Below are 18,321 nucleotides of genomic sequence, written 5' to 3' on the forward strand. Positions count from 1 at the left end.
TTAGTAGTTTCAGTTTGCAAATATACTACTTTATTTCCCAAATTCCGCCTTTCCCGAAAAGTTTATCGAGCCATTGTTCCATCCAACCGCAACGGAAAGCGATGTCGATGACCGTGAAACGACTGCGCATGTAAGGTATTTTTTCGAAACTTGCCCGGAACCTGGCACGCGATACGCCGATCTGTTCGGGTTCGTAGGGCGCACCGACCAGCTCAAGGCGGCGGCGGACTTCCCCGAACGGGATGATCTGCCGGCGGATACGCAGGCTCAGCTCGGGCCATGACTTCTTCAGACGCTGCAACTGCCTGCGCAGCCCCTCCTTATCGACATATTTGCCCCTGGTCTCCACCAGTCCGCGGGCCACGAATTCGGGATCGTTATCGAAAATCCGGCGAATGTCCGCCTCGGTCTCTTCCCATGATTTCCAGGCTGCGACACACTTTTCGACGTCGAGTTCCTCGACCGGGGTTTCAAGCAGCATTTCGAGGAATGCCGTCGACGCAAGCGTACCTATACCCACCTTGAACCCGTGCGAAACGGATGCCCCGTTGTATTTGAGGTGTTCCATGTCCCACAGGTGGCTGAACTGGTGTTCGGCCCCCGACGCGGGACGGCTCGACTGAGTGGCCTGCATCGCAAAACCGCTCAGCAGCAGCCCTTCGGCCAGTTGTTCGACTTTGGCGACATTCCCCGCGTGTACGCCCGCCGGATCACAGAGCGCCTCTTTCAGGCCGTCCTGCACCACCGAGAATGCGAAGTCGTCCATCAACTCCGACCCTACGGCGTCGGCCAGCATCCAGTCGGCACCGGCCGGGATCTTGGCGATCAGGTCGGCATAGCCCGAGGCGGAGAGCTTCGCAGGCGCAGCCGCGGCGATGTTCGGGTCGAGCACCATCCCCAGCGGCGCCGGGCAATCGAAAGTCTGCTTGTTGCCGTCCTTGGTGATCGAAGCCCCGTAAGCCGTATAACCGTCCATCGAAGCGGCCGTACCCACGACCATGTAACGGCGTCCGTTATGGCTGGAACAGAGTTTCGTCAGGTCGTTGATCACGCCCGAGCCGACGGCTACGGGCACGGCATCGGTCTCGGAGAGCACGGTATCCAGCTCCCCGACATATGCCCATTCGGCATAGAGTTTCGGGTCGGTGAAGACATATGGTTCATCCTGTGCAACACCCGCCCCGGCCAGTATCTTATGCACGTCATCGCCGGCCACGCGCCATGTATTGGCATCGGCCACGACAAGCGCCCGCTTATCCGGGAAAAGTTTTCTGAACATATCCGCAACCTGCGGAAGGGTTTCGGTTCCGATCACCAATGCCTTGGTGTCGGTCGTGCGCGACAGGGCACTTTCTACTTTATTCATAGTACGATATTAATTTATTACCATCCGGGAAAGGGGATAAACTATCCCAAAGCAAAGTAAAGACGCAAATATTTTTCTCTTCACAGTCCAAAGTTAACATATTTTACTTTATTATGCAATATAAGAAAACAAAATACCGACAAATAGTTACCTTTTCTTTCCTTTTTCAATCCACAATGTCGATAAAAACCAGGGACTGCAGACACCCGCAGCCCCCGGTTCACCATAACCATCAAAACTAATTAACCTTCTTAACCTTCAGATTATCCAGCCACATACGATGGTTTTTATCATCGTCTTCAAGAGCCGAATAGATTTTAATGCGCGTATCGGCCGTAACGCCGGTGATCTTCACTTTGTGAGTCGTATAGCGATACGTATCCTTCAGTCCCTCCTCGATCATTTTATCCACAAGCACGTTACGTAAAGTCACCGTGGTACCGCCGCCGCTGATAACGGCATCGGCCGAGGTCTCGCCCGTTACGCTCACGATCGTCGCTCCGGTCACCGTCACCCCGAAATACTCGGTAATATCGGTGTTCGAGGGGGCCATCATATCCCCCTTCGTACTAGGCTCGTAATAGGGGCACGCATCGAATTCCAGCTCGATCTCCGTAGCGCCGGACAACGAGGAAAGTTTCGGCAAAGTCAGCCATGCGGGGTTGCTGCCGCCACCGAATTTCATATATCCGGCGGCAAGCCCGACATTGAAACTGTTAGCCTTCCAATCCGCACGATCCCACTCGGGCAGGTATGCACTGAAATAGGAGTCGTTGTCCTTCACGCCCTGGCAATAGATGGAGTTCGCATCGCCCGTCGTAATCAATATCTTATCCGGATCGGAAAAATCGGTCGTGCTACCCAGGCTGAAGCCGTAGGCACCATAGAACGGCTGACCGCCTCCGGGAAGATTCTCGAAGTCCTTATAGAGGAGGTATCCGGACTTGTCGGGAGCCGCGTCGGTCGTAACGGTAGCCGAAGCCCACTCGGAATCGAGAAGCGCCTCCTTATTCGCCGTCGACTTGCGGCGGAGCTCCAGCGTATAGGTCGCCCCGGGCGTCAGCCCGCCCCACACGAGCCGGTAATATTTATACTTCGTAAAATTGAATTTCGAGAAGTTCTCGATCGACCGGATCACATTCCCGCCGGCATCCTTCACCCGGAAATCATAGGTATCGGTCGACCCTACGGGCTGCTGCTCCAACGCTGCGGCGGACAGTTCCCACTCCAGCACGGCAAGGCCGTGTGTCTTCGCGTAAATCCGCGCAGTGGGAGCAATCATCGGCACTGGATCGGTAGTTACGAACTGAGTCGTCGCCTCGTCCGAATCGAATTCATTCGCCACGGAGCCGTCGCCGACGAGCGCCTGAACCGAAACCGTATAATCCGTACCGGCCTTGAGCCCGGAAGCCGTATAGCTGGTGGCGCTGACGACCGCCGAGGAAACCTCGTTCCCGTCGGACGTCGTTTTGACCACGACCCGGTAATTGGCGGCGCCGCTCACTTCGGCCCAGCTGATCTTGGCCCCCGAGGAGGTCACGTCGGCAGACACCAATTCCGTTGGCGTCGCTAATTTTTCAGCCGCGAAGCCCAATGTCCCCACGACCTTCTGCGTCGGGTCGGAATTGAATTCCGCATTCCCGGCATAAAGCGCCCTGACGGTAAAGATATAAAGTCCGGGCTCCAGATCGGCGAACTCACAGTTCGAATCCGTCGTCTCGACAGTTTTCTTGAAGTCGGGACGCGTTTGCTGCGCCACGGAAGCCTCATAGGAAGTAGCCCCCTTCACGCCTTCCCACGCAAATGCGATGGAGGTCTCGGCTGGGGTGTAGGCAATCTTTTCAAGTTCGGGTGCCGGCAGCTTCTCGGTCACCTCCACCTTGTCGGCGGCCATGACGACGATATTGTCGATATTGATACGGTACCCCATCTGGTTGTAGGTCTGCGCCTCGATCTTGATGCGCGTCTTGTTGGTAGCATCCTGGACGGTGAAAGTCAGCGTCTTCCACTTGCGGCCGGCAGCCGAAGTCTGCGCCGGGAGCACGGTATTGTTCACTTCGCCGTTGGTTACGACCCCGGCGCCTTCGGCCGAAACGATGTAGGTACCCGTTTCGTTATCGAAACGCAGGAAGTCGATCGAAACCGATACGGTTTCGGGTGCCGCCGAAAGGCCTTCGAGCTCCGGCGTCATGATCCAGCCGCCATTGGCCGTTACACCCAGCTTTACATAGCCCGGATGCTCGTATACACGCAGACCCGACCATTTTTCAACGCCGCGGTTGAGGCGGTAAGTATCGCCCATCGTATTGAAGACGTCGCTCGTACCGTCGGTTCCCGCCGTAATCATATCGGGCTCCGCAGGCTCCGAACCATCGAAATCCTTGCCGGCACCGGAACTTCCGTTCGGGCCGGGGCCCTTCTTGTTGTTCGGGTAATCGCCGCCCCACTTGAACAAGTCGAAGCCCATGCTGAACACCTCGTTCGACGAGCTTACGTTCCCCGAGACATCGCCCTGGAACTTCACGACCCCGTCGAGCTTGAAAGTCACATGGCAAACCATCTCGCCCAGCGCCACGGGGACACCGGTGATAGGCACCGAAATCGTACCGCTGCCTTCGCGTTCGATCACGGACTGATATGGACTGCTGATGCTGAGCCCCTCGGCGGCAGGGCCGTCGAGCGTAGCTTCGATCTCCACGATTTCTTCGCCGAAAGCCTTGTCATAGGCGATTTCGAGCGTCGCAGCGGATTCCGTATTAGACTTGAGCGACCCAGAAATCACGGGGTCTTTCACCGAGAAATGGCCGTCGGCCTGTGCAACCTCGATCTTGATCTCTTCGCCGTTGGCCGGTTTCAGATAAATGTATCCCGTGCGTTTGTCGCCGGCATTACGCTCGGCCGTAACGGTCACCCACTGGTAATCACGGCCATTGCCGGCACCTTTGTCCGGGGAGATGGAGAACCAGTTGTTCACCGGAGTCCCGCTTCCATCCGTACACTCGACACGTGCCGACCACGAACCGGCATAGCGCACCGAGATCTGGGTCGTAGCGCCAGAATTGTACGCCAGCTCGACGGCATCGGTATCCCGTTTGAGCGGAGCCACATCCGGATCGTCGGAGCAAGCCGCCAGACAGAGAACCGATACGAAGAGCATCGTCTTTATCCAATTTTTCATAAGTTTCATAACATTTTGATTAGAGTAATAACTATTACTGGAAATAGCAAAGCGGATGCGCCTCGGAGGCACGTCCTTACTCTCAAGAGATATGTCGGAACAACTTGCAGGACAAACATAAGCACATTTTTTCTTTTTTGCAAATTTTCACAGTCAAAAAATAGTATTATAATGCAAATTATTTCCTTTAGTAATTATTTAAATAGTTTTTAACACTCATGAAACACTAATAAGCGAACTTTACCACACGAAAGACAAGAATAAGACAAAACAAACCAAAACCGATAAAATACAAACAATAACAATTGACTAACAAATAGTTACAATGTATAAATATAAAAATACTCCGGAATCGCACAATTTCAGCTATTCTTTTTGCAAAGTTTTTAAACTAAATAGTTGCACGAAAGAAAATAAAAACATATATTTGAAAGCAAAATCAGAAGAACCTTATTTATTAAATAATTAAAAACACACAAACCTGACACACACGAAAACCTAACTACTTTTTACACTCTCCAGCAGAAGTTATATCGGGAATGACTTGCAACCAGCCGAAATCCCCGGAAAAACCCGGCCTCTTATATAATAATAGGTATGGGATCCGGCAACGAACCGATTGATAACTTAAACTGATGTAAAATGAAACAATGTTACACGCTGACCGGACTTGACGTACTGGGCAAAATACGCTCGTACATCAGGCTCCTGACGGTTACTCTTTTATATGTGACATTTGCGCTCCCGGCCTCGGCACAAGGGGGGGGGAAGGCCGTCTCGGGTATCGTTAAAGACGACACGGGAAATCCCCTCATAGGTGTCACCGTCACCGTCACCGGTACCACGAAAGGCACGACTACCGATGCCAACGGTACGTACACGATCAATGCTGACAATTCCGAAAGCCTGAATTTCAGCTATGTGGGCTACAAAACCCAGACAATCCACGTCAACAACCAATCCACCATCGACGTCACCATGAGCGAAGACAACACCAGCCTCGAAGAGGTTGTCGTCGTCGGTTACGGCGTACAGAAGCGCCGCGACATCGTAGGCGCCGTCGAAACCCTTTCGACAAAGGGCCTCGAAGAGCGCATGGGTTCGTCGATGAGCATTTCGCGCTCGTTGCAGGGCGCCATCCCCGGCCTTACGATGACCTTTTCCGACGGTAAGCCCAACCGCGGCGCGACGGTGCGCATCCGCGGCGCGGAGAACTCGATCGGTTCGGGCGGTTCGGCCCTGGTGATGGTCGACGGCGTCGAAACCGACATGTCGACCGTGAACCCGGACGACATCGAGTCGATCACGGTGCTCAAAGACGCCTCGTCGACCGCCGTATACGGTGCCCGCGGTACCTTCGGCGTGATCCTCCTTACCACCAAGAAGCCGCAGAAAGGCAGTGCCAAGGTGACTTACAACGGTACCTTCACCTTCTACAAGCGCGCCACCAAGCCCCAGATGGTCACCAACGGCTACGATTATACCACCTCGTTCCTGGAATCCTATGTCAACGCATTCGGCAAGGATCCCTCGAACATCAACAACGTATTCAAATTCTCACGCACCTGGTACGACGAACTGGCACGCCGCAACAACGACCCGTCGTATGAGAAATGGCGCGTCAACAACCGCAATACCTACGAATACTTCGGCAACACCAACTGGTACGACGTATTCTACAAGGACTATACGACCGGACACCAGCATAACATAAGCGTAACGGGCGGCGGCGACGTGGCATCGTACTACGTTTCGGGCCGTATGTTCGAGCAAGACGGCATCTACAACGCCGGTGACGAGAAATACCAGCAGTTCAACGTCAAAGCCAAAGGCATCGTCAACGTGAAGCCATGGCTGCGCGTGGAGAACACCACCGATTTCATGTACCGTTATTCACACCAGCCAACGGGCCACACCGGCATCTCCACGACGCCGATGACGGTATCGCGCATGCTCAACCACCAGGCTTACCCCGTAGCCCTGGTCACCAATCCCGACGGTACGTGGACGGAAGCGGCCGTATATACGGGCTGGGCAGGCTTCGTCGAGGGTAACTCGTGGCGTAAAGACCGCAAGTTCGACATGAACAACCGCACGGCGATCACGATCGACCTGCTGAAGGACGTGCTCGTCGCCGCAGCCGACGTGAGCTTCTATTTCAACCAGACCGACCGCCGGCAGGCCGTGAACAGCTACACCTACTACACCGGGCCCGACAGCTCGGGCGAACGTCCCTCGGGCTCGCTCTACGAAGAACGCTCCTACAACCGTCAGAAGGTCGCTTCGAGCGCCACGCTGACCTACACGCCCCGCCTGGGCGACAACCACTCGCTGAGCATCATGGGCGGTTGGAACATCGAAGATTACACCTACAAGAGCAACCTGATGAGCCGCGAAGGCATCATCATCCCCGGCAAGCCCAACTTCAGCCTGCTGGAAGGCGAAGCGATGACCCTGAAGGACAACGGCAGCTACGACTGGGGGCTGGTCGGCGCATTCTACCGCGTAAGCTACTCGTACAAAGGAAAATACCTGCTCGAAGCCAGCGGCCGCTACGACGGTAACTCCAAGTTCCCGTCCAACCAGCGTTGGGGATTCTTCCCCTCGGGTTCGGTGGGATGGCGCATCTCGGAAGAGAACTTCATGAAAAACGCCAACTGGCTCGACAACCTGAAGATCCGCGCATCGGTCGGTTCGGCGGGCAACGGCCTCATCAGCGATGCCTACGCCTACCTCTCCACGATGTCGATCGCACAGTCGAGCCTGCTGAACAACGGTTCGGTGTTCAACTACACGCAAGCACCCTCCCCGATTCCCAAGAGCCTGACATGGGAAAAGGCCACGACCTATGACCTCGGCCTGGATTTCGAGGCATTCAACGGCCGCCTGAACTTCTCGGCCGACATCTACCGCAAGAAGACCACCGACATGTATGTGGTGGGCGAAGAACTGCCTGCCGTATTCGGCAACAGCGCCCCCAAGGGCAACTACGCCGACATGCGCACCGATGGCTGGGAGGCCAGCCTCTCGTGGCGCGACAGCCACAAGGTTGCGGGCAAGACCCTGAGCTACAATATCAAAGTCGCCGTCTGGGACAACACCAGCAAGATCACCCGCTATACGGCCAAAACAGGTACGCTCCCGACCAACTACTCGATCAACTATTACGAGGGGATGACCCTCGGCGAAATGTGGGGCTACAAGTGCGACGGGCTGTTCCAGAGCGACGAAGAGGCGCAGACATGGGCCAACTATTCGAAGTTCACCAACCGTTCGGCGACCTGGCAGGCCGGCGACCCGCGCTACCTCGACCTGAACGGCGACGGATACGTCAACAACGGCAACAACACGATCTACGACCACGGCGACCTGGTGAAGATCGGCAACACCACGCCCCGCTACAGTTACAGCATCCAGGGCGGCGTGCGCTGGAACGGCATCGGCATCAGCATGATGTGGCAGGGCGTCGGCAAACGCGACTGGTATCCGGCCAAGGAATCGGGTTATTTCTGGGGACAGTACGGCCGCCCGTACAGCATGGCACTCCCGTGGCATAACAGCGACCGCTGGTCACCGACCAACCGCGGCGCCTACTGGCCGCGCCTGGTCGGCTACTCGGCCAGCGACTCGGGCCTGATTCTCGCGCAGCCCAACACGCGCTACGTGCAGGACGCTTCGTACATCCGCCTGAAGAACCTCACCATCGACTACAACTTCCCCAAGGAGCTGGTCAACAAGATCGGCCTCCAGGCACTCAAGATCTATGTGTCGGGCGAGAACCTCCTGACCTTCTCACCGCTCAAGAAGTACGCGAAAAACTACGACCCGGAAGGTATCTACGCCGGCGATGCGGACTACGGAACCAACAAGTTCGGTAGCGACAACTTCGGCGACGGCGACGGTTATCCCGTCATGAAATCGTACACGATCGGTTTGAGCATAACTTTCTAAATTACGGACGACAATGAAAAAGATAACATATATTTTGCTTTCGGCCTGTTTCCTGCTCACGTCCTGCGAGGATTTCCTTAACAGGGATCCCGACGCCAAGGTCGGATCCGGGGATTATTTCACGGACGAAGGCTCCCTGCTGACCTATACCAACGGGTTCATCCAGAAATACACCCCCAGCGCAGCAGACCTGGGCTACGGCGACGGGTACTCGGACATCATGGCCACCGAAAAGTCGTTCACGTTCCTGACCAACGCCTCGTGGACACCCGACCTGCAGAGCGGCTGGTCGATCAGCAACTGGACGCCGATCTACAACATCAACTATTTCCTGGTGCACATGCGCGAGGCGAAGGGGCTCTCCGAAGCTACCTACAACCACTACGAAGGCACAGCCCGTTTCTGGCGCGCCTGGCAATACTTCGAGAAGGTCAAGACCTTCGGCGCCGTACCCTGGTACGACGAGCCGATCGACCCCGAGGACATGGTGGCACTCTACAAACCGCGCGACAGCCGCGAATACGTCATGGAGCGCGTGCTCGAAGACCTGGACTTCGCCTGCAAACATTGCTACACGTCGTCGGAATGGATCAACTGCGCCCGCATCAACCGGTACATCGCCCTGGCCTACAAGGCCCGCGTCTGCCTGTTCGAAGGCACCTACCGCAAATACCATTCGGTTGACCCGTCGACGGGCAAGGCGTGGGAAGACAAGCAGGCTTCGGAGAAATTCCTGCGCGAATGCGCCGAGGCATGTGAGGAATTGATGGCGGCCGGCGTATACAGCATCGTGAACAACCCCGCCAACGTCAAGACCCAGTACCGGGAACTCTTCACGCAGGAGGCCGTCAACACGACCGAGGTGATCTGGGCACGCCAGATGAGCGTCGGCATGACCACGTTCCACGACCTGACGTGGCGTTACACGTCGGGCAGCTACGGACAGCGCTGGTCGCTCGACCAGGATTTCGTGAAGACCTACCTCAACCTGGACGGTTCGCGCCACACGGCGACCGGCGAGGAGTTCACGACCGAAGTCGAAAACCGCGACTACCGTCTCTCGCAGAGCATCATCACGCCGGGCTACACGAAGCTGGTGGGCGGCGTTTCGACCGCGACACCCCCCGATTTCACGGTGACGCTGACCGGCTACCAGGTCATCAAGTTCAACATCGACGACAAGGCATACGAGTCGGCATCGGTTTCTTACAACTCGCTGCCCATCATGCGTTACGCCGAGGTACTGCTCAACTACGCCGAGGCAAAGGCCGAGCTGGGCGAATTCAGCGACGACATCTGGAACAAGACCATCAAACCGCTGCGTGAGCGCGCAGGCGTCGACGGTAAGCGCCCGACGTCGGCAGACCCCTATCTGCAACAGTACTACGGGCTGAGCGACAGCGACCTGCTGGAGATCCGCCGCGAGCGCGCCATCGAGTTGCTGCTGGAAGGGTTCCGTTACAATGACCTGATGCGCTGGCATGCGGGCGAGCTGCTGAACAAGCAGTGGTACGGCATCTACATCCCGGCCATGGATACCTCCTACGACCTCAACGGTGACGGCATCAACGACGTCTGCGTGATTTCGGGCGAAGCCGGCAACGAACCCGGCGTAACGTACATCGTACTCGACGACAGCAAATATTCGCTGGAGAACGGCACGACCGGACGTCTGCTCTATACCGTGGGCCGCAACTTCGAGGAGAAGCGCTACCTGCGCCCCATCCCCAAGACGGCGCTGAACATCAACCCCGACCTGGGACAAAACTACTACTGGAGATAAACAAGGAGGAAACGCGCCCCGGGCGGGATTTTCCCGGGGCGCGCATCCCGATATAAACCTTAATTCAGCATACAATGAAACGATACATATTTATCATCGCCGCACTCACCGCCCTGATCTTTACCGGGTGCTCGAATGACGACGACCGCCCGGTAAAGACCCCCATAGATCCGCTGACCGACATCTACGGAGTGGTGACCGACAACCAGGGGAACAGACTGCAGGGAATCGTCGTAAGCGACGGATATACCTGCACAGCCACCGACGAGAACGGCGTCTACCAGCTTACGGCCGGGGAATTCTCCTATCAGGTGTACCTTTCGATCCCCGCGGCATACGAAGTCCCCATGTCCGAAGGGCTGCCCTGCTTCTGGCAGAAACTGACCGAAGGACGCAAGCGCTACGACTTCACGCTGACCCCGCTGGCCGGAGGTGCCGAGAACGAGTTCAACCTCTTCTGCGTGGCCGACCCCCAGTGCCAGAACACGACCAACATCGCACGTTTCAACAACGAAACGGTACCCGACATCGCCGCGCAGGTCGCAGCTTCGACGCTGCCGTGTTACGGCATCACGTTGGGCGACATAGGCTGGAACACCGAGAATACGGACTACACGAACGACGTATTCCCGCTGATGAAAAAGGCCATGCAGATGGACAAGGTCGGGCTGCCGCTCTTCCAGCTGATGGGCAACCACGACAACAAGGTGATCGCCGTCAGCAAGAACGACTATACCGTGGCACACGACATCGCCGCACAGCGGAATTTCGAATACATCTTCGGCCCCGTAAATTATTCGTTCGACCGCGGCAACGTGCACATCGTCGCCATGGACAATATCATTTTCCCGAGCCACAAGGATTATTCGCTCGGATTCCGCGACGACCAGGTCGAGTGGCTCCGCCAGGATCTGAGTTATGTTTCGAAAGACAAAATGGTGATCTTCTGCGTACACATCCCCATGCGCGCCAGCAACAACCAGAACGTACAGGCGGTACTCGAACTGCTCAAGCCGTTCGCCGAGGTGCATATCATGTCGGGACACACGCACTATGCCGAGAACAACACCTACGACAGCCACTACGAACACGTGCACGGCGCAGCCTGCGGCGCATGGTGGCATTCGACGATCAATACCGACGGAACGCCCAACGGCTATGCGATCTACAAGGTCAAGGGCGCGACGATCGACAACTGGGTTTATAAGGCCACGGGCTTCGACCCCGATTTCCAGATACGCCTCTACCGCGGCAGCGACATCTTCATGGAAGGGTATACGCCTTCGTACCAGTTCTATTACAAGGGTGACGACCAGATCGTGGCCAACATCTGGAACGCCGACAAGGACTGGAAGATCGAAGTCTATGAAAACGGCACCAAGACCGGGGAAATGAAGCCCTACGAGAGCAATGCGACCAAACGCGACGCATGGGCATCAGGCTACCACTGCGGCGTACAGGGACGCGCCCCGGGCAACTACGACCGCACCAACACGAGCCACCTGTACTACTACACGCTCCAATCGTCCACGGCTTCGGTCGAAGTCCGCGCCACGGATAAATTCGGCCAGACTTACAGCCAGTCGAAATTCACTACGGGCCTTGCCGAGGATTTCCCGGTCGGCGAGTAGATTATTACGGAAAAATTCGTAACTTTGTGAATTGCGATTCAAAAGCAGAAACGAAATGAAACGACTGATCTCGATACTCGTCGCCCTGTCGGTCTGGGGCATTGCCTGCGCACAGCCCTCGGTACGCATTGCCCACGGGCCCTACCTGCAACAGGTCACCGACGACGGCTTCACCGTGGTATGGACGACGACCATGGACGCCGCGTCGTGGGTCGAAGTAGCCCCTGACGACGGATCGCATTTCTATGCCGCCGAGCGGCCGAAATATTACGATTCGCACATCGGCAAACGCCGCATAGGACGCCTGCACCGCGTACGCGTGGAGGGGCTGGCTCCGGGGACGACCTACCGTTACCGCATCATGCAGCAGGGCGTGCTCTGCGACCAAGGCAACAAGCGGGTAGTCCTGGGCGAAGGTTACGGGAGCGACATCCTCAAACACAAGCCCTATACGGCCACTACGCTCGACGGGCGGAAAGAAAAAACAGAATTCTGGGTCGTGAACGACATTCACGCCCAGGATTCGATCTTCCGGTTGCTGCTGGAAGGCGTCGGGAAGGCCAAACCCGATTTCGTCTGCTTCAACGGCGACATGCTCAGTTCGATGGAGTCCGAGAAACAGCTTTTCGAGGGTTATCTCAATTCGGCGGCCGAATTGCTGACACCCGCGGGAATCCCGATCTTCGCAACGCGCGGCAACCACGAGAACCGCGGCTCCTTCTCCCCGAGATTCCTCGACTACTTCCCGACCTCCACGGGCGAGGTATACTACACGTTCCGGCAGGGCCCGGCCTATTTCGTCGTGCTGGACTGCGGCGAGGACAAGCCCGACAGCGACATCCGCTACTACGGGTTGTCGACTACCGACGCCTACCGCGAACAGGAAGCCCGCTGGCTGAAGGGCGTGGTCGAAAGCGAGGAATACCGCTCGGCACCCCTGCACATCGTCGTGCTGCACATGATCCCGGGCGGGAAAAGCAGCTGGCACGGCGAACAGGAACTCCGCAGGCTGCTCGTACCGATCCTCAACGAAGCTTCGGTCGACATCATGCTATGCGGGCACTACCACCGCTACCAGTGGATCGACGACGGGAGCCGGGGCACGAACTTCCCGATCCTCGTAAATTCGAACCGGGACAAGCTCGTGGTGAAGGCCGACCGCAGGGGAATCGACATCGACGTCGTGAACACGGGCGGCGAGGTCATCAAACGCCACCGGATCGACAAGTAACCGCCTGAAAGGAAACAGAACAGGGACAAAGGCGCTTCCGGGCGCCTTTGCTCTTGGAACAAACCGCAGAGAACCAACAAAACGCAATATGAAAACATCCAGACTACTGACCGCCTTCGCCACCGCCGCCCTGCTGCTCGGATGCGCCCCGGGCGGGCAAAAGGCCGAAGGGCCCTACTACATCGACATCAAAGACCGCACACAGCTGCACGAGTGGTTCCGCTATTCGCCCGAGCGGCCGGTCGTCATCAGCGGCCACCGCGGCGGCATGGTGACGGGATTCCCCGAAAACTGCATCGAGTCGTTCGAGAAGACGCTCACGATGATGCCCTCGTTCTTCGAGATCGACCCGCGCATGACCAAAGACAGCGTGATCGTGCTGATGCACGACGCCACGATCGACCGTACCACGACCGGCACGGGCAAGGTTTCGGACTACACCTACGCGGAGTTGCAGCAGTTCTTCCTCAAGGATCGCGAAGGCAACGTCACGACCTACAAGATCCCCACCCTCGAGGAGTGCATCGCATGGAGCCAGGGCAAGACGATCCTCAACCTCGACATCAAGGACGTCCCGCTCGAAGTGATGTCGCAATTCATCAACCGCCTGGCACCGGCCAACGTGATGTATACCGTGCGCAACGCCAAACAGGCGCGCACGTACCTCGACCGCGACCCGCAGGCGATGTTCTCGTGCTGGTGCAAGAACATGAAGGAATTCAACGAATACGTCGGGGAGCGGATTCCCTGGTCGCAGGTGATGGCCTACGTCGGCACGATGATGCTGCCCGACCAGCAGGAGCTTTACGACAACCTGCACCGCAACGGCGTGATGTGCATGATCTCGCTCGCCCCGACGCACGACCGCAGGGCCACCGACGCGCAGAAGATACAGGGCTATGAACTCGAAATCCCGACGGGTTGCGACGTCATCGAAACCGACTACCCCTACTTATTCCAGAACCTCAATCTCAACCGCAAGTAAACAAATGGCTGCATTCGAAAAATACCGCTCGGTCTACACGCACGACGAACTGATGGAACACCTGCGCCGCATCCGGCACGTGGCGCTCGACATGGACGGCACGATCTACATGGGCATGTCGCTCTTTCCCTACACCAAGCCGTTCCTCGCGGGGCTCAAGGAGATGGGCATCGGCTATTCGTTCCTGACCAACAACCCGTCGAAGTCGATCGCCGACTACCTGCACAAACTCGACGTGCTGGGCATACGGGCGACACGCGACGAGATGTACACCACCGCACTGGCGACGATCGACTACATCAGGGAGCATTACCCTGCGGCCAAACGGCTTTTCCTGCTCGGCACGCCGAGCATGATCTCGGAATTCGAGGCCGCAGGTTTCGAATCGGCCGCAGATTCGGCGGACGACGTGCCGGACGTGGTGGTCGCGGCGTTCGACATGACGCTGCAGTATGACCGCCTGTGCCGCGCCGCATGGTGGGTGTCGCAGGGTGTACCCTACATCGCCACCAACCCCGACCGGGTATGCCCCACCGACCAGCCGACGGTACTGGTCGACTGCGGTTCCATTTGTGCTTGCATCGAACATGCCACGGGACGGCGGCCCGACATCACGCTCGGCAAACCCGATCCCAACATGCTCTCGGGCATACTCTCGCGCCACGGCCTGCAACCCGACCAGATCGCGATGGTCGGCGACCGCATCTACACCGACGTGGCGATGGCGCACAATGCCAAGGCCATGGGCGTGCTGGTGCTCTCGGGCGAAACGACGCTCGACGTGGCGGACAAGGCCGACCCGCAGCCGCACATCACGGCCGACAGCATCGAAGTGCTGGGCGCGCTGATCCGCGAAGCGCACAGCAAATAACCGGACGCAGCATGCCGTCCGGCTGACCGGCAGCACCGCACCGCCGCACCGGCATATCAGCGCTTGGGCGCACAAATGCCTGTCGGAAACAGCACTCCGAATAGGCGGAGGTTATACTCCTATCAGAAAAACCGGGCTCGCAAGGGCCCGGTTTTTTACGGTGTTCACCGGAAAAGCACTATCTTTGCAGAAGATAAGTTGCACCCGGGCAATTGGGAGCTTGCTCCCTTGCCGCCCGTTTGCACCATCATCGCGGCGATAGAGCCAGATAAACGAACGGTAAACCCTATGGAACACAATATCCTCATACCCCTGCTGCTGACGCTGGGCGCCGGACTGGCCACCGGCATCGGCAGCGCCATCGCTTTCTTTGCCCGCCGCACCAACAAGCGGCTGCTGTCGTTCTCGCTGGGCCTGTCGGGCGGCGTGATGATCTACGTATCGTTCGTCGAGCTGTTCCAGCAGGCGCACGCCACCCTCTCGGACGAATGGGGCGCACAGACGGGGATCATCGTCACCGTCGCCAGCTTCTTCGCCGGGATACTGCTCATCGGCATCATCGACCGGCTCGTCCCCTCGTTCGAAAACCCCCACGAGGCACACATGGTCGAGGAGATGGACAAGCAGCCCCGCAACCCGAAGCTCATGCGCATGGGCGTAATGACCGCACTGGCAATCGGCATACACAATTTTCCGGAAGGTATCGCCACGTTTACCTCGGCCGTGGACAACATGGCCCTGGGCGTTGCCATCGCCGCGGCGATCGCCATCCATAACATCCCCGAAGGCATTGCCGTCTCGATCCCGGTTTACTACGCCACGGGCGACCGCAAAAAAGCCTTCAAACTCTCGTTGTTGTCGGGGCTCGCGGAACCTGTCGGGGCGGTGCTGGCCTACCTTGTGCTGATGCCATTCATGACGCCGACACTGATGGGCTGCATCCTCGCGGGCGTGGCGGGAATCATGGTATTCATTTCGATCGACGAACTGCTGCCAGCGGCCCGTGAATACGGCGAAGCGCACATCTCGATCTACGGCGTAGTGGCCGGCATGGCACTGATGGCCGTAAGTCTCATAATGCTCGGATAAAACAATGGACATCCTGTTACTACTCGTCGGCCTGGGGCTGATCCTCGGCGGCGCAAATTTCCTGACGGACGGCTCTGCGGCGGTAGCCCAGCGTTTCCGCGTCCCGGAATTCATCATCGGCCTGACGATCGTCGCCGTCGGCACCTCGATGCCCGAACTGGTGGTCTCGGTGCTCTCGGCTGCGGCGGGCAACAGCGACGTGGCGATCGGCAACGTCGTCGGCTCGAACATCTTCAACGTCTTCGTAATCCTGGGAATCTGCGCGCTGATCCGGCCGCTCGTGCTTACGAAGGAGAACATCCGGCGCGACATCCCGTTCGGCATGGCCGCGTCGCTCGTGCTGCTGACGGTCACTTCCGACCGCCTGGTATGCGCCGGGGCAACGGACAGAATCGGCCGCCCGGACGGCATCGTCATGCTCGCGCTCTACATCGGGCTGATGTGGTACATGATCCGCACAACCAAACGCCAGCGCGGCATGCCCGGTGCAGCGGGCGGGACGATAATCCCGGCATCTGAAGCCGGAGCCATCGTAAAAAACGGGGTAAAGCAAGCCGAAGGGACTAAGAAACCGATGGCGTTGTGGCTGGCGGGGGTGATGATCGCAGGAGGGCTCGCGGGACTGATCTTCGGCGGCGAGATGTTCCTGAAAAGCGCTACGGCGATCGCCCGCACGCTCGGAATCAGCGAATCGGTCATCGCCATCACGCTCGTGGCGGGCGGCACGTCGCTGCCGGAACTGGCTTCGTCGGTGGTATCGCTGCTCAAAGGCAAGGCCGAAATGGCGCTCGGGAATGTCATCGGATCGAACATCGCCAATATCCTGCTGATCCTGGGCATCAGCGCCACGATCCACCCCCTGACGATGGGCGGGATCACGCTGACGGACATCCTCGTGGTCGTGCTGAGTTCGCTGCTGCTGTTCATGGCAGCCTTCACGTTCCGCAGCAAAAAGCTCGACCGGTGGGAAGGCGCTATCTTCCTGGCGATTTACATCGCTTACATCTGGTATTTGGTCAGGTAACGGTCGACCAGCCGCGGCAGGGCATAGCCGCCCAGCGCGGCGGTTTCCACGGACGGGAAAGCAGGCATGGCGTCGCATTCGATGCGGTGGAAAACCGCATGCAAAAGCTGGTGCGAAAGCTGGTGCCCGGGCATCGTGACACTGCGCCGCAGGTGCCACCTGCCGTTGCCGAGCAATTCGCGGAACGCCGCCGTTGCAGCCAGCTCCGCGAAATCCGCAGCCTTGTCCGTTTCGATAAGCGGAAATTCATACAACCCCTGCCAGATATCGCCTCCGCCGCGACGGTGCAGCAGCGTCTGCCCGCCGCAGGTCACGTGCAGGTAGTTGAACCAACGGTCGCGCATCTTCCCGCGCCCCTGTTTTACGGGACGCACGCCCACCGTGCCCGCAGCCAGGGCGAGGCACCGTCCAGCCAGGGGGCAATCCCCGCACCGGGGCTGCGCGGGGGTACATTGCAGAGCCCCGAAATCCATGATCGCCTGGTTGTAAAGTCCCGGGCGGGAAGTATCCAGCTGCGACTGCGCCAACTCGGCGAACGCCCTCTTCCCTGCCGTCGTATCTATCGGCATCCCGATATCGAAAAGCCGTGCCAGCACCCGGTATACATTCCCGTCGACCACCGCGCACGGGGCGTCGTAAACGATCGAGCAGACGGCCGCCGCAGTATAGTCGCCCACGCCGCGCAGCGCGCGCACCTCCCCGTACGTGGCAGGGAACACCCCGCCGAACCGAGACACGACCTGCCTCGCGGCAGCATGGAGGTTGCGGGCACGGCTGTAATAGCCCAACCCCTGCCACAGTTTGAGCACCTCGTCCTCGGGCGCGGCTGCCAGTGCGGCGATGTCGGGGAACCGCTCCGTAAAGCGCAGGTAGTACTCCAATCCCTGCGCCACGCGCGTCTGTTGCAGGATAACCTCCGAAAGCCATATCCGGTAAGGGTCGCGCGTGCGACGCCAGGGCAGGTCACGGCCTTCGCGGGCGAACCAGGATAGCAATATGTCGGAAATGTTCTCCATCTTTCGGATGCAAAAGTTCCAATCAAATCTAACTATCTGACAGACAGCATAAGGTAAAAGTCGAGGTAATGATTTGTCAACTTTAAAGGCAGTGTCCTTTGTATTCCATTTTGACTTGTCAAAGACTCTATGGCAAAGATATGAAATAGCCGATAAAAAAGCAAATGAAAAGAATTGTCTCATTTGCTTTTCTCTA

Annotated in this window: 11 protein-coding genes; 8 read left to right on the forward strand and 3 right to left on the reverse strand. The window is 57.8% G+C overall.

What is annotated here, in order from left to right; all coding sequences use genetic code 11:
* Positions 1–25 precede the first annotated feature (25 nt).
* Together NQ559_RS02415 and NQ559_RS02420 are read right to left on the reverse strand one after the other, a co-directional pair.
* Positions 26–1,366 carry a sn-glycerol-1-phosphate dehydrogenase gene (locus NQ559_RS02415; RefSeq protein WP_018695076.1) on the reverse strand — a complete coding sequence of 447 codons (1,341 nt, stop codon included), beginning with the start codon at positions 1,364–1,366 and terminating at the stop codon, positions 26–28.
* A gap of 238 nt (positions 1,367–1,604) precedes the next feature.
* Positions 1,605–4,544 (reverse strand): fibronectin type III domain-containing protein, encoded by a 2,940-nt coding sequence (locus NQ559_RS02420; RefSeq protein WP_026318223.1) that lies wholly within the window; start codon positions 4,542–4,544, stop codon positions 1,605–1,607.
* A 642-nt stretch (positions 4,545–5,186) separates the two neighbouring features.
* On the opposite strand from NQ559_RS02420, the gene NQ559_RS02425 reads away from it, so the two are divergent.
* The 8 genes from NQ559_RS02425 to NQ559_RS02460 all read left to right on the forward strand — a co-directional run bounded on the left by NQ559_RS02425 (position 5,187) and on the right by NQ559_RS02460 (position 17,109).
* A complete protein-coding gene (locus NQ559_RS02425) occupies positions 5,187–8,495 on the forward strand; it encodes a SusC/RagA family TonB-linked outer membrane protein (RefSeq protein ID WP_018695074.1) in 3,309 nt (1,102 codons plus the stop codon).
* Positions 8,496–8,508: 13 nt separating this feature from the next.
* Positions 8,509–10,278 carry a RagB/SusD family nutrient uptake outer membrane protein gene (locus tag NQ559_RS02430; protein ID WP_026318222.1) on the forward strand — a complete coding sequence of 590 codons (1,770 nt, stop codon included), beginning with the start codon at positions 8,509–8,511 and terminating at the stop codon, positions 10,276–10,278.
* Between the two features lie 74 nt (positions 10,279–10,352).
* Positions 10,353–11,909 (forward strand): calcineurin-like phosphoesterase C-terminal domain-containing protein, encoded by a 1,557-nt coding sequence (locus NQ559_RS02435; RefSeq protein ID WP_018695072.1) that lies wholly within the window; start codon positions 10,353–10,355, stop codon positions 11,907–11,909.
* A 55-nt stretch (positions 11,910–11,964) separates the two neighbouring features.
* The gene (locus NQ559_RS02440; protein ID WP_051087674.1) at positions 11,965–13,140 is read left to right on the forward strand and encodes a purple acid phosphatase family protein; all 1,176 of its coding nucleotides are present in this window, start codon (positions 11,965–11,967) and stop codon (positions 13,138–13,140) included.
* 88 nt (positions 13,141–13,228) lie between these two features.
* Positions 13,229–14,125: a glycerophosphodiester phosphodiesterase family protein gene (locus tag NQ559_RS02445; RefSeq protein ID WP_018695070.1), complete on the forward strand. Its 897-nt coding sequence runs from the start codon at positions 13,229–13,231 to the stop codon at positions 14,123–14,125.
* Positions 14,126–14,129: 4 nt separating this feature from the next.
* Positions 14,130–14,996 (forward strand): HAD-IIA family hydrolase, encoded by an 867-nt coding sequence (locus NQ559_RS02450; protein WP_018695069.1) that lies wholly within the window; start codon positions 14,130–14,132, stop codon positions 14,994–14,996.
* Positions 14,997–15,284: 288 nt separating this feature from the next.
* On the forward strand, positions 15,285–16,085 hold the full coding sequence (zupT, locus tag NQ559_RS02455; protein ID WP_018695068.1) for a zinc transporter ZupT: 801 nt from the start codon (positions 15,285–15,287) through the stop codon (positions 16,083–16,085).
* Between the two features lie 4 nt (positions 16,086–16,089).
* The gene (locus tag NQ559_RS02460; protein WP_018695067.1) at positions 16,090–17,109 is read left to right on the forward strand and encodes a calcium/sodium antiporter; all 1,020 of its coding nucleotides are present in this window, start codon (positions 16,090–16,092) and stop codon (positions 17,107–17,109) included.
* On the opposite strand, the gene mutY is transcribed toward NQ559_RS02460, so the two are convergent.
* Positions 17,085–18,125, reverse strand: a complete 1,041-nt coding sequence (gene mutY / locus NQ559_RS02465; RefSeq protein WP_018695066.1) for an A/G-specific adenine glycosylase — start codon at positions 18,123–18,125, stop codon at positions 17,085–17,087. The genes NQ559_RS02460 and mutY overlap by 25 nt on opposite strands.
* Between the last annotated feature and the right edge of the window lie 196 nt (positions 18,126–18,321).

The organism is Alistipes onderdonkii (assembly GCF_025145285.1).
In the GTDB taxonomy this organism is placed as follows: domain Bacteria; phylum Bacteroidota; class Bacteroidia; order Bacteroidales; family Rikenellaceae; genus Alistipes; species Alistipes onderdonkii.

Bases quoted from the DNA above. Each gene is read 5' to 3' on its own strand.
- NQ559_RS02415 (WP_018695076.1), bottom strand. From the start codon at position 1,366: ATGAATAAAGTAGAAAGTGCCCTGTCGCGCACGACCGACACCAAGGCA.
- NQ559_RS02420 (WP_026318223.1), bottom strand. From the start codon at position 4,544: ATGAAAAATTGGATAAAGACGATGCTCTTCGTATCGGTTCTCTGTCTG.
- NQ559_RS02425 (WP_018695074.1), top strand. From the start codon at position 5,187: ATGAAACAATGTTACACGCTGACCGGACTTGACGTACTGGGCAAAATA.
- NQ559_RS02430 (WP_026318222.1), top strand. From the start codon at position 8,509: ATGAAAAAGATAACATATATTTTGCTTTCGGCCTGTTTCCTGCTCACG.
- NQ559_RS02435 (WP_018695072.1), top strand. From the start codon at position 10,353: ATGAAACGATACATATTTATCATCGCCGCACTCACCGCCCTGATCTTT.
- NQ559_RS02440 (WP_051087674.1), top strand. From the start codon at position 11,965: ATGAAACGACTGATCTCGATACTCGTCGCCCTGTCGGTCTGGGGCATT.
- NQ559_RS02445 (WP_018695070.1), top strand. From the start codon at position 13,229: ATGAAAACATCCAGACTACTGACCGCCTTCGCCACCGCCGCCCTGCTG.
- NQ559_RS02450 (WP_018695069.1), top strand. From the start codon at position 14,130: ATGGCTGCATTCGAAAAATACCGCTCGGTCTACACGCACGACGAACTG.
- zupT (WP_018695068.1), top strand. From the start codon at position 15,285: ATGGAACACAATATCCTCATACCCCTGCTGCTGACGCTGGGCGCCGGA.
- NQ559_RS02460 (WP_018695067.1), top strand. From the start codon at position 16,090: ATGGACATCCTGTTACTACTCGTCGGCCTGGGGCTGATCCTCGGCGGC.
- mutY (WP_018695066.1), bottom strand. From the start codon at position 18,125: ATGGAGAACATTTCCGACATATTGCTATCCTGGTTCGCCCGCGAAGGC.